This is a genomic window from Ramlibacter sp. (genome assembly GCF_029866045.1).
Taxonomy (GTDB): Bacteria; Pseudomonadota; Gammaproteobacteria; order Burkholderiales; family Burkholderiaceae_C; genus Ramlibacter.
Genome location: NZ_JARXAB010000005.1, coordinates 1 through 10929, shown reverse-complemented (window position 1 = coordinate 10929; position 10929 = coordinate 1). Strand labels below are relative to the sequence as shown.

Annotated in this window: 12 protein-coding genes; 10 read left to right on the top strand and 2 right to left on the bottom strand. The window is 62.1% G+C overall.

Annotated features, from left to right (window positions below; all coding sequences use genetic code 11):
• The first annotated feature begins 105 nt into the window (after positions 1 to 105).
• The 10 genes from rnc to QE494_RS00185 all read left to right on the top strand — a co-directional run bounded on the left by rnc (position 106) and on the right by QE494_RS00185 (position 9219).
• On the top strand, positions 106 to 819 hold the full coding sequence (gene rnc / locus QE494_RS00230; RefSeq protein WP_300040293.1) for a ribonuclease III: 714 nt from the start codon (positions 106 to 108) through the stop codon (positions 817 to 819).
• Between the two features lie 35 nt (positions 820 to 854).
• Positions 855 to 1937 carry a GTPase Era gene (era, locus tag QE494_RS00225; RefSeq protein WP_300040291.1) on the top strand — a complete coding sequence of 361 codons (1083 nt, stop codon included), beginning with the start codon at positions 855 to 857 and terminating at the stop codon, positions 1935 to 1937.
• A gap of 17 nt (positions 1938 to 1954) precedes the next feature.
• Positions 1955 to 2734, top strand: a complete 780-nt coding sequence (gene recO, locus QE494_RS00220) for a DNA repair protein RecO (RefSeq protein ID WP_300040289.1) — start codon at positions 1955 to 1957, stop codon at positions 2732 to 2734.
• 25 nt (positions 2735 to 2759) lie between these two features.
• On the top strand, positions 2760 to 3512 hold the full coding sequence (locus tag QE494_RS00215) for a pyridoxine 5'-phosphate synthase (protein ID WP_300040287.1): 753 nt from the start codon (positions 2760 to 2762) through the stop codon (positions 3510 to 3512).
• A 23-nt stretch (positions 3513 to 3535) separates the two neighbouring features.
• On the top strand, positions 3536 to 3928 hold the full coding sequence (acpS, locus tag QE494_RS00210; protein ID WP_300040285.1) for a holo-ACP synthase: 393 nt from the start codon (positions 3536 to 3538) through the stop codon (positions 3926 to 3928).
• Between the two features lie 25 nt (positions 3929 to 3953).
• On the top strand, positions 3954 to 5033 hold the full coding sequence (gene nagZ, locus QE494_RS00205) for a beta-N-acetylhexosaminidase (protein WP_300040283.1): 1080 nt from the start codon (positions 3954 to 3956) through the stop codon (positions 5031 to 5033).
• Between the two features lie 363 nt (positions 5034 to 5396).
• A complete protein-coding gene (locus QE494_RS00200; RefSeq protein WP_300040281.1) occupies positions 5397 to 6281 on the top strand; it encodes a fatty acid desaturase in 885 nt (294 codons plus the stop codon).
• A 382-nt stretch (positions 6282 to 6663) separates the two neighbouring features.
• Positions 6664 to 7548 carry a sterol desaturase family protein gene (locus QE494_RS00195; protein WP_300040279.1) on the top strand — a complete coding sequence of 295 codons (885 nt, stop codon included), beginning with the start codon at positions 6664 to 6666 and terminating at the stop codon, positions 7546 to 7548.
• Between the two features lie 4 nt (positions 7549 to 7552).
• Positions 7553 to 8170: a hypothetical protein gene (locus QE494_RS00190; protein WP_300040277.1), complete on the top strand. Its 618-nt coding sequence runs from the start codon at positions 7553 to 7555 to the stop codon at positions 8168 to 8170.
• Positions 8171 to 8334: 164 nt separating this feature from the next.
• Positions 8335 to 9219, top strand: a complete 885-nt coding sequence (locus QE494_RS00185; protein WP_300040275.1) for a sterol desaturase family protein — start codon at positions 8335 to 8337, stop codon at positions 9217 to 9219.
• Between the two features lie 113 nt (positions 9220 to 9332).
• On the opposite strand, the gene QE494_RS00180 is transcribed toward QE494_RS00185, so the two are convergent.
• Entirely contained in the window at positions 9333 to 10502 is a 1170-nt protein-coding gene (locus tag QE494_RS00180) for an MFS transporter (protein WP_300040273.1), read from the bottom strand.
• Between the two features lie 88 nt (positions 10503 to 10590).
• On the bottom strand, positions 10591 to 10929 hold a 339-nt coding region (locus tag QE494_RS00175; RefSeq protein ID WP_300040271.1), incomplete at its 5' end, for a hypothetical protein.

Here is a 10929-nt window from a genome sequence, read left to right as displayed (position 1 = left end):
CATCGAGGCAGGCGCGGGCGGGTTGCGGGTGCGCTTTGCCTACCAGCGCGAAATCCCGCTGGCTGGGTCTGCCTACCTGGTCTTCAAGCTCTCAGGGGACGCGCCATGAGCGGCCCCACCGACGCACCCTCTGCTTTGCACGAGGCGCTGCAGCAGCGCTTGGGCCACCACTTTGCCAACGCGGCGCTTCTGGCGCAGGCGCTCACCCACCGCAGCTTCTCGTCCACCCACAACGAACGCCTGGAGTTCTTGGGCGACTCGGTTCTCAACCTGGTGGTTGCCGACCTGCTCTTCGAGCGCCTGCAGTCCCTGCCCGAGGGTGATCTTTCCCGCGTGCGCGCCAATCTGGTCCGGCAAGAAACGCTGCACCATCTGGCCGAGGGCCTGGAACTGTCTGACGTGTTGCGCCTGGGCGAGGGCGAGTCGCGCTCAGGCGGCGCCCGCCGGCCATCCATCCTGGCTGACGCGCTCGAGGCGGTGATCGGTGCGGTGTACCTCGACGCCGGCTTTGATGCCGCACGCACCTTGGTGCGCCGGCTATTTGCCGATGTTGAAATCAAGCCTGAGATGCAGGCCGCCGCCAAAGACCCCAAAACCGAGCTGCAGGAGTGGCTGCAGGGTCGGCGCATGCAGCTGCCGATCTACCGCGTGGTGGGCACCCTGGGGGCCGCCCACAAGCAGACTTTTGATGTTGAGTGCGAGGTGGCCGAGTTGTCCGCCACCGAGCGCGGCATCGGCGCTTCACGCCGCGCCGCCGAACAGGCCGCCGCCGCCGCCATGCTGATGGCGCTCAGGCAGCGCGGCTTGGCGCGGGCCTGAGGGCCTGAGCCGGCGTTCCCCCTTATTTGATGCCCATGACCTCTACCCCCTCGACGGACCACCCGTCCGACACCTCTGCGGCCGACCCGTCTGCCCTGTCCGGTGATACCTCCGCTGGCACCCCCGGTGACACCGCCGGCGAAGCCGGCCTGCCCGAGGTCCACCAGATCCCGGAGATTCCCCCCGTCGGCGGCCGCCGGCAGCCCCCTGCAGACGCCCCCGCGGGCCAGCGCTGCGGGCTGGTCGCCATCATTGGCAAGCCCAACGTGGGCAAATCGACCCTGCTCAATGCGCTGGTGGGGCAAAAGATTTCCATCACCTCGCGCAAGGCGCAAACCACGCGCCACCGCATCACCGGCATTCGCACCCTGGGCACTACCCAGTTTGTCTTTGTCGACACGCCCGGCTTTCAAACCCGGCACGCCACGGCTTTAAACAAGTCCCTCAACAAGACGGTGCTGGGCGCGGTGGGCGATGTGGATCTGGTGCTGTTCGTCGTCGAGGCGGGCAGCTTCACCCCGGCGGACGCCAAAGTGCTGGCGCTGCTGCAGCCCGGCATTCCGGTGCTGATGATCGCCAACAAGCTCGACCAGGTGAACCGCCGCGGCGAGCTCGCGCCCTGGCTGCGCGAGATGCAGCTGCGCCACTCGTTCAATGAGTTCGTGCCCATGTCGGCCAAGAACCGCGGCGACATCGAGCGGCTGTTTGCCATCGTCGGCAAATACCTGCCCGAGCAGGGCTGGTGGTACGCCGAAGACGAGCTCACCGACCGCAGCGAGAAGTTTCTTGCCAGCGAGACGGTCCGCGAAAAGCTGTTTCGCTTCACCGGCGACGAGCTGCCCTATACCTCCACCGTCATCATCGACAAGTTCGAGGAGGAGCCCAGCCCCAAGCACAAGCGCATGGTGCGAATCGCTGCCACCATCGTCGTCGAGCGTGACAGCCACAAGGCCATGGTGATCGGTGACAAGGGCGAGCGCTTGAAACGCATCGGCACCGAGACCCGCCAGGAGCTGGAAAAGCTCATGGACGCCAAGGTCTTCCTGGAGCTGTGGGTCAAGGTTCGCTCGGGCTGGGCCGACGACGAGGCCCGCGTGCGCAGCTTCGGCTACGAATAAGGGCGGGCCCGCGCGCGATGGCCCTCCGCCGCATCTCGCATGAGCCGGCCTATGTGCTGCACCGCTACGACTGGAGCGAGTCCAGCCTGATCCTGGACGTTTTCACCCGGCACCACGGCCGCATTGCCTTGGTGGCCAAGGGTGCCAAAAAGCCCAGCTCCAACTTTCGCCCCGTGCTGCTGCCCCTGCAGCCGCTGCGCGTCACCTATGGCGGCGACGGCGAAATCCGCCCGCTGAAAGAGGCCGAGTGGGTGGGCGGCCATGTCATGCCCACCGGTGACGCGCTGCTGGCGGGCTATTACCTCAATGAGTTGTTGATCCGACTGCTGGCGCGCGACGACCCGCATGCCGCGCTGTTTGACGCCTACGCCTCGGCGGTGTTGGTGCTGGCCGGCGAGCTGGGCCAGGCCGCAGCGGCCCGCGACCCGCGTGACACGCTCGAACCTGCCCTGCGCGCCTTTGAGCTGGTGCTGCTGCGCGAAGCCGGCCACTTGCCCGCCCTGGACGCGCAGACACTCACCCTCTCGCCCTTGGTCGAGGGCGAGCGCTACGCCCTGGTGCCCGAGGGCGGCCTGGTGCGACAGGCCGAGAGCGACCCGCGCCCTGGCTTGGGCCCCAGGCAATGGCAGGCGCTGGCCCAGGCTCTGGAGCAGCCCGCGCCCTACGGTCCGCTGCTGCAGGCGGTGGCGGAGGTGGCGGGGGAGCTGAAGTCGCAGCTGCGCGCGGTGCTCCACTACCATTGCGGGGTGAGCGTGCTGCGCACCCGGCAGCTGATGATGGACCTGCAGGCCCTGTGAGGCCAGCCCACTAAGACCCTGAGCGATGACCACCGAAAAAACCGCCTTGTCGGTCAACCTGAACAAGGTTGCCCTGGTGCGCAACACCCGCCACCTGGGCATCCCCAGCGTGACCCGCGCTGCCACCCTGTGCCTGGACGCCGGCGCCCAGGGCATCACCGTGCACCCGCGTCCCGACGCCCGCCACATCCGCGCCGAAGACGTGCACGAGTTGCACGCGCTGGTGGCTCAGCGCCCCGGCGTGGAGTTCAACATCGAGGGCAACCCTTTTCACAACCTCATGGACTTCGTGCGCGAACTGCGCCCGCAGCAGGTGACCTTCGTCCCGGACAGCGAGGGGCAATTCACCAGCGACCATGGCTGGAGCTTTCCGCAGGATGCCGAACGCCTACGCCCCCTGGTGGCCGAGTGCCACGCGCTGGGCGTGCGGGTGAGCCTGTTCATGGACCCTCTGCCGGAGCAAATGGCCGCCGCACGCGCGGTGGGCGCCGATCGGGTGGAGCTCTATACCGAGACCTATGCCAGCGCCTTTGGCACGCCTTCGCAGGGTGAGGTGCTGGCGCGCTTCACTGCCGCCGCCCGCGCTGCGCATGAAGCGGGCCTGGGCGTGAACGCTGGCCATGACCTGAGCCAGCAAAACCTCAGCGACTTTTTGCGTGCCGTGCCCGGGGTGCAAGAGGTGTCGATTGGCCACGCGCTCATTGCCGACGCGCTGGAAGCGGGCTACGCCGGCGCCGTGCGCGGCTACCTGGCGGCCATTGACCGCGCCTTTGCCTGAGGCCGGGCCACACCCGGGCACCTGTGATCTACGGCATTGGCACCGACATTTGCGACGTGCGGCGCATTCGCGCTTCGCTCGAGAAGCATGGCGAGCGCTTTGCCGAGAAAGTGCTGGCCCCCGGCGAGCTGGTCACCTGGCGCGCCCGAAGCGCCCGCTGGCCCGAGCGCGGCATTCGCTACCTGGCCACGCGCTTCTCGGCCAAAGAGGCGTTTAGCAAGGCGGTGGGCCTGGGCATGCGCATGCCCATGACCTGGCGCCTGTGCGAAATTGCCAAGCACCCCAGCGGCCAGCCGCATATCGTGCTGCACGGCGGCCTGAAAGACTGGTTCGAGGCGCAGGGCCTGGTGGCCCATGTGACCGTCACCGATGAATCCGACTACGCGGCGAGCTTCGTGGTGGTCGAAAAAAAATAAAGCGCCTGAAGGGCGCACACATGACATGAACGAACACAGCCCCCTCATCCTCGACGTCGCCGGTCTGGCGCTCACCGACACGGACCGCCGCCGGCTGGCCCTCCCACTGTGCGGCGGCATCATCCTCTTTGGCCGCAATTGGCAAAGCCGCGAGCAGCTCGAGGCCCTGTGCGCCGACATCAAGGCGGTGCGGGACGACCTGCTCATTTGCGTGGACCATGAAGGCGGCCGGGTGCAGCGCTTTCGCACCGACGGCTTCACCCACCTGCCGCCGATGCGCGCGCTGGGCGATCTGTGGATGAAGGACGGCGGCCAGGGCAAGAGCGCCATGCAGGCCCAAGATGCGGCAGTGGCCTGCGGCTATGTGCTGGCCTCTGAGCTGCGCGCTTGCGGGGTGGATTTCAGCTTCACCCCGGTGCTCGACCTGGATTGGGGTGGCAGTGGCGTGATCGGCGACCGCGCCTTCCACCGCGACGCTCGTGCGGCCACGGTGCTGGCCCGCTGCGTGATGCAGGGCCTCCTGCAGGCGGGCATGACGAACTGTGGCAAGCATTTCCCTGGCCACGGTTTTGTGAAGGCCGACTCGCACACCGAGATTCCGGTGGACAAGCGCAGCCTCAAGGCCATCCTCGCCGACGATGCCGCGCCCTATGAGTGGCTCAGCGCCTCACTCACCAGCGTGATGCCAGCGCACGTGATCTACCCCAAGGTCGATTCGCGCCCCGCGGGCTTTTCCAGCAAGTGGCTGGGCGACATCCTGCGCGGGCAATTGGGCTTTCAGGGTGCGATCTTCAGCGACGACCTGAGCATGGCCGGCGCCCGCCTGATCGATGGCCGCGAGGTGAGCTACACCGAGGCCGCCACCGTGGCCCTGAACGCAGGTTGCGACATGGTGCTGCTTTGCAACCAGTCGTTGCCGGCTGGCGGCGCGGCGGTCGATGAATTACTGGAAGGTCTGGACAAGGCCCGCCGCCAGGCCAAGTGGCGGCCCAGCGAGGCCAGCGAGCAGCGGAGGATCGACCTGCTGCCACAGCGGCCGGCGGCGTCTTGGGATGCGCTGATGGCGCAGCCTCAGTACATCCACGCGCTCGGCCTGATCCCCTGAGTTGTCGGTTCGGGACCAACACGCTGCAGATGGACGACTAGACGCCCGTCACTGAGTCTGATCCGAGCCCCGGCTTAGAAATCTCCGCACTCAGGGGCAAGCCAACCAAACCCCAGCGGCTGAGGTTCCCGCCACGCCAGGCCCACTGTCTCCACGCGCTGAAATTGGCGTGAGTGAGGTTCGCTTGCTCAATTTTTCGAGGGCGGGGCATTGCCAACAGCCTCGCAAGGCCGAGGGATCGGCTGGAACCCTGCAATGTCACGAGTTACGAAGGTGAGGTCAGGTAGGTGACAGTCAAGTATGTCGCTTGACGGCCTTTCTGATCGTGGGCTGTATGACCGGAGCTCTTCATGAGGGGGACATGTGAGCACTTGGGAGCGAACGCAATTGCAGGAGCGTATGCCCGCAACGCTCCATAGCGAGCTTGTCGTTCTTTGCAAGAGAAATCACTTGCTAGATAGGCTCACCATCTACGCGACTTGGGGGGCATTCATCGCTGGATTGCTGCTCAGCTCAGAGTATCCGGTGCTGATCATCGTGCAAGGATTCCTCATTCATCAAATCGGAGTCCTCACGCACGACTTCTACGTGCACGGACGGGCCTTGCCCTATTTCGGGGCATTTATGGGCGGGATCATCACCTCTCTTGCTCCGACCCATTACAAGAGGGCGCACCTCGAGCACCATGCAGCCCTCCCCAATTCGGAGTCCGACCCCGATCGGGCTGTCAACATCCATCCGACCCAATTGCAGAAGCTGGCCGCATTTACCATCTTCGATCAATTTCTCCTGCACCGGCGCGCCAAAATCTGGCCGTCCCACACGCAGTACACGACCGCCGAGTTGTTGCGTATCAGGGTAGAAAAAATCTCGTTCTTCGTGGTGTTCGGCGGGGTTGCGGCAAGCGCCGCAATTGCGGGCGTCAATGTCTTCATCACAGGCTGGCTTATTCCGCTGCTTGTTGTGACGCCGCTGATGACGGGTTTGCGCGTGGTGCTCGAGCACGGCTTGTATCGCGCGGATGATGTCTTGTATCAAGGAACCCCCGCAAAAGTTCCGAGCTTGATCGCCAGGTCCACTTTTGCGCCCTTTTACGGTATCGGGCACCTGTTGCACCACTACTTTCCGGCGCTTCCTTGGTACAACTATCGACGCGCCCTTGTTCTTTTGACCCCATGGGTTGATGCCAAGATGACCACACTCACTTTGCGCGAAGCCTGCAGCAGATGGATGAAGGATGGGCGGTAACGCTTCCTAGCTTGGCCAAGCTGGGAGGGCGGCGCTCGAAACGTCTGCTGCTGCCGCGAAGCCTTGGGGAGCGCGAGATGGTTGACGCGCGCCACCAGTCCGACGCGATCGGCGCGATATGCCTCGTTCGGTCGTCTGCGAACCGTCATTCGGGGTAATTTCGATCAGAGCCACACGGCGTAACGCCAGCTTCCCCATCCGGAACTTCAGTCTGACCTTTGCAACACAGAGACAGTAGCCTGTCAGGAGTCGTACGGGCCGGCAATTGCTCTAGCGAGTTCGATCTCGCCTGTCGGTCCCCGCCCCGCTGTTCTTGCGGTGAGCCATCAAGTCACGCGCTCTGCCTGGTCAAGTGCGGGCGTGAACCACTGAGGGATTGGAAATGCAGCGATTTATTGGACCCAGCATCTATTTGTCGGCAATTGCCGGAGCCATCCTTATTTGCGCGGCCTGCCAGAAGGCAGGTGCTGTTTGGATTGCCTTTCCCTTGGTTTACTTGTTTGGCCTCTTGGTGAACCTGCTCATGGCAGCGGGATGGCCCACGCAGCAATCCCGGGAGAGCTGGGCAGACTTTCGGGAATCATTGGTCATCGCGGCTGCCGCGTTCGGAGTAAACCAATTATTTTTTGGCCCATGGACTCATCTGTTTTCTGGCGTATTTAATCAGTCGATATTTCCAGATTTCTATCCCCAATTTATACAAGGACTTCCCGCTTGGCTTGCGGTGTTGGTAATCATCATTATTTCAGAGGGCATCGGGTATTTGATCCATCGGTGGAAGCACCACAACAAATGGCTGTGGGCGCGCTCCCATTCGCCGCACCATGAGCCGAAGGGTTTTGGAGGTGCCCTGCTACTGAGAATTTCACATATTGACTTTCTCATTGACACGGTCATTCGCGTCTCGGTCGTCAACTTGCTTCAATTTGATCAGTATTTGATAGCTGTCGCGATGACACTTGGGTTATTGGTAGGGGCGCTCTCGCATTCAAATACGGCGCTCAAATTCGGCTGGCTGAGCGAGATATTCGTGACGGCGGATTTTCATCTTTGGCATCACGTGCCCGATCGACAAGTGAATTTCTCCTTCGGCCTTCTGAATATCTTTGATCGTTTGGGGGGGACATTCTTCTGTCCTGGGTACCGGCCTGACCAGCTCGGCGTGAATGGAATCTCGCGTGTCCGCACCGGCTGGGAAGTTGTGCTGATGCGCCCATTGCAGCTAGAGACACCAGACGGGCAACAGCTTCAAGATCGCAGGCCCTAAAGCCGTGAGCCGCTTTCTGGTACCCGGCTGGAAGTTCATTGATCGGTCTGGGCCAACCAAGCAACTGATCGTTGTTGGCTACCCACATACGGCTCGATGGGACTTTGTGCTGGCACAGGCCACTCGTCTGAGAAAGCGTCGCGATATGTTGTCTCTCCTGGCGGAGCCCGAGTTCCGTGGCATTCGGGGGGCTGCATTTCGGGCCATCGGCTGCATGCCTGTTCCTGTCGATCGCGGCCTTGGGCTGGTTGATCAGGTGCTGCAGATCTTGGCGCGAAAGACAGAAACCTCCCTTGGCATTTGTCCAGAAGGCGGTATCGAGTGGAAGCCGGAATGGCGGACTGGCTACTGGGTCATTGGCGTGATCACCAAAATTCCGGTTTGCTATGTCTCGTTCGACTATCCCCAACGGCTGGTAGTTCTTCACGAGCCGGTGACACTGACCGGGGATCCAGAAGCGGACCTTGCTTATGCGAGGACCCTCTACAACCCCGCGACGGCGATGCGGCCTCAAGAAGCAGGAGAGATCGCCTTCGCGCCGACTTGGCGCCCTGACCTTGCACGGCTGGCGCAGCAGCGGGAAGCCTGGGCGTTTGCCAAACGGAGCACCTCCGGCAATTGATCTCAGGCCAGATACCGACAAGCGATGGCGCGGAACCTGGAGAGCGCAGCCGTCACCTAGATTGACTTCAGGTGTTCGACAGGCTTCATGGTGTTGACAGCCCTCGGATTTATTGGTTGATCGCCCTATTTCACTTGAGCGCCGCTCTTGCGAGGAGTTCTCTGATGTCGATTCCAATCGGTCCGGTTCTCTATCTTTCCGGCATTCCCGTGGTGCTGCTGGCATCTGCCCTGGCGGTGAACTTTGGAAACCTCTGGCTGGCCCTCTTGGGGGGGTACCTTATGGCGCTGGGGGTTACCGCGCTGATGTCGGGTCTGTGGCCAGCAAAAAAGTTTCGACCGGATCGGCGGGATTATCGAGAAGCGCTTTTCATTGTCGCTATTGCGCTGATGCTGAACGAGCTGCTGTTCGGTCCGTTTGCGACGCACCTGTCTGGCCTGCTGTCGGCGTATTTTTTGCCGAGTCCCTATGTGGAAATGGTTCGCGCGCTTCCGTTCTGGGTGGCTTTGCCGGTTGCATTGGTTCTGTACGAGGGGATCGGGTATTTGCTGCATCGGATTTCCCATGCATGGAGTCCGTTGTGGCAACGCGTGCATTCGGTCCATCATGAGGTTGAGCATTTCGGCGTCCCGCTGTCCTTCAGACTCTCTTACGCAGAATTCTTTTTGCACCAGATGACCCGGCTCCTCCTCGTCCAACTCACGCAGATCGACTCCGCAGTCATCGTCACCGTGATCGCCTTGGCTACCTACGGGGTCTTTGTGTCCCATGCAAATACGTCCTTGCGATTCGGAAGAATGAGCCGCTACCTCAATACGCCGGACTTCCATGTCTGGCATCACGATCCCACGCTGCGTGTCAATTACTCGATCGGACTCCTCAGCGTCTTCGACCGACTGGGTGGAACCCAGCATGACTCAGATTCGGTGCCTGACCGTCTTGGGATCGATGGACTTGCCCAAAGGCGATCTGTGTTGGAGACGGTCATGCTGCGTCCTCTTCATGAGGCGTCAGACGACTCTTCCAGGGAGTATGAGCGGCCTGCATGAGGGGGGGAAATTGACGGCCCAGGTTTTCGTCACGCCTTTGGTGGGTGCTGGGTCTGATTTGCGCGGAAGCCGTCGTCGTTTTCCCGCAGCGAATCACCGGTTAATCCCCCGGTTCAGATTGGACGGGTCGGTGCAGTGCCGGCAGAAAAGCACCAGGCTGTCACGCTGATGAAAAGCAGCAGGGCCGACGCGCAAGCCAATGCCAAAGCGGAATGCATGGCGAGTGGAACCAGCAGTCCTGCAACGGCCGTATTCGTCATCGCGACCCAAGTCGCTTGCAAGGCCGCCGTGAGCCCGCGTTGATCAGGGAGCACATCCAGCGCGAATACTTGCATTGGCGCTGCTATCAGCGCAAGACCCCCTGCATACGCCACGATAGGCAGAAGGGCCCAGGTTATATCGGCAGACCAGACCCAATTAGTTGCCAAATTGGCGATGCTGGCACCCGCCATGGCGGTAAAGCCCCACCCGACGACGCGCAGCGGCATCGCACCCTTTGCCAATCGCTGATAGGCAAGGAAAAGCAGGCTGCTCACAAAGATGACAAAGCCGAACGCCAAGGAGTACTCAGTCGGCGCGAGGCCCAGGTGAACCCCGAGGAACGTCGGAGTGGCCAGGACGTAAATGAACAGACCATTGAAGCCCGCACTGAATGACACGCAAAGGAAGACGAAGCGCCGATTCGACAGCGCCAGGCCATATCCGCGCATGGCGTTCCACAGCCCCAGTGCCTTCCGTTCGCCAGGGACGAGCGTTTCTGGAAGCTTGCGGACTGCGAACGCCAGAAGAAACAGACTGACGGCTGCCAATGCCATGAACATACCCCTCCAGCCTACAGAAGCCACTAACAAGCTTCCCACCAGTGGTGCCAGGATCGGGCCGAGCATGAGGAATCCAACCAGACGGTTGATAGCCTCTTGTGCTGCCTGCGCTTCGTGTACATCCCGGATCATCGCCATTGTGATCGACACCGCAGCGCTGCATGCAATTCCCTGGATGAGCCTCGCCGCAATCAGCTGGCCAGGCGTCTGCACCAAGGCGCAGGCTATGAACGCGAGGAGGTTGAGGAGGATGCCCCCGAGGACGACGGGGCGACGTCCCCACCTGTCAGCCAGAGGCCCAGCAAACAGATTGGCGACACCAAATGCCAGAAAAAAAGCGGAGAGCGTCTGCTGCATCTGCTCTGGTGAAGCCTCTAGCGACTGGGCGATGGGGCTGAAGGCAGGAAGGAAGGCGTCGAGTGCCAATGCGCCCAGCAGGTTGATACCGATAAGCAAGGGCATCAAGAGCATTGGCGAAGCAGTTGACATGGTGATTGCCCGAGCGCTTCTCAGGGGCGATTGCAGCAACTCGCGCTGGCATCTGTGGCCATTACGGGTGCGACCTGCGTGTCAGATGCCTGAAGCCTGAAGGCTTTGAACTCTTGATCTTCATCACCTCCAGAAGCCGATCTGTGGCGGCCTCCCAGGAAAAGACCTGCGCGACGGGAGAAGGGCGGAGGGGGGTTTCCATCGCAAACATGAGGAGGCGGCTGAATTCGCTCGGTGATTCGTAGACCAAGCAGTTTGGGTGCTCCTCAAAAAAAGCATTACTCGGGTGCCGCGGTATCAGCGCGAACTTCCCCATGGCCAATGCTTCAGCCGTGCTTGTGCATAAGACCTCGCTGCGCGAGCAGTTGACAAAGGTCTTGAACGGGCGCAGGTCCTCCCA